The organism is Stutzerimonas sp. LR2 (assembly GCF_055755175.1).
This window is the reverse complement of sequence record NZ_JBVTRR010000042.1, coordinates 1-1,005: the sequence shown is the minus strand read 5'-3', so window position 1 is coordinate 1,005 and position 1,005 is coordinate 1. Positions and strand designations below refer to the sequence as shown.

At 51.4% G+C, this 1,005-nt stretch carries 2 protein-coding genes; one reads left to right on the top strand and one right to left on the bottom strand.

Annotated elements, in window-relative coordinates:
• On the top strand, positions 1-619 hold a 619-nt coding region (locus ACVRRC_RS21885; RefSeq protein ID WP_472997559.1), incomplete at its 5' end, for a hypothetical protein.
• 57 nt (positions 620-676) lie between these two features.
• Here the strand turns inward: ACVRRC_RS21885 and ACVRRC_RS21880 are convergent.
• Positions 677-1,005: hypothetical protein (locus ACVRRC_RS21880; RefSeq protein ID WP_472997558.1), on the bottom strand; the 329-nt coding region annotated here is incomplete at its 5' end.

The window sequence follows — 1,005 nt, the reverse complement described above, 5'->3', positions numbered from 1 at the left end:
ATTAACCGCGCCAACCTGGTGGTCTGACGCAACCCAGATCACTGATCTGGTACCAGGTTCATGGCCGCTGAAGGTTTCATCCACAGAAACGAAAGCCCCGGTCCACAGTAATGATAACTTGCTGGCCGCAGCCAGTTTGTTGAAGGCCGTTAATGCCAAACGACAGGCCATTGAGGCTGCCGAGCCGCAAGCTGCCCCTTTGGCAGAAAAACCCGTCGAGAACGCCGCTTCAACACCGCCAGACGCCAGTCCAAAACGTCAACCCGCACCTGCGCGTGAAAAAACGCGCAACGGTAAATTATGGTTCTCCGGCAACTACAAATTTTTGTTCACGTTGCTTGGGGAGCATCATTCACCAGACGTAATCGCTAAAAAGATGGATCGAACGGCAGGCGCAATCTGCTCACGCATTCAGCTTATCGGCCTCTCGCGTTACATTAAAAGTGACGTTGAGGGCGAAAAAGGCAAAGTCTGCATTGTCAATGAGGTCTCCATTGACACTCTGCGCAGACAGCCTGATTTTGTCAAAGATCAACTGATCGGGGCTGGCTGGACGGAAAAAGGAAACTTCCTGCATTCACCCGATTGGTGGCTCAAATATCCTCACCCACTGGGATGACCCAAAAGAAAAGGCAACCTCTTGGTTGCCTTTTTATTGCTGCCAATTAACGTCTCGTCAGTAGTGCTCCCCTGCGGTTAACAACAACACATCACCGACGATCGGCCCTTCCAGGCAAATAAGTTCCTCCAGCAGCGTAGTGGCTCGTTCATTCAGCTCCAGGTCGCTGTGTTTGGCGTCTTCATTTATGAGGACGCGATCGAAAATCACGCCATTCAACGTGATCCCTTTGCTCAGCTGAGAAAACTCAGGGTACCCCTTCAGCACGCTTTGAACGAATGCAGGGTCAAGAAGACCTTGCTCATTGCACTCAGTGACTACGACGTCGCTTTCGCCGGTTCCGGCTCGGATAATCAAGGCCATAAAAACCTCTACGTTGATGAGAG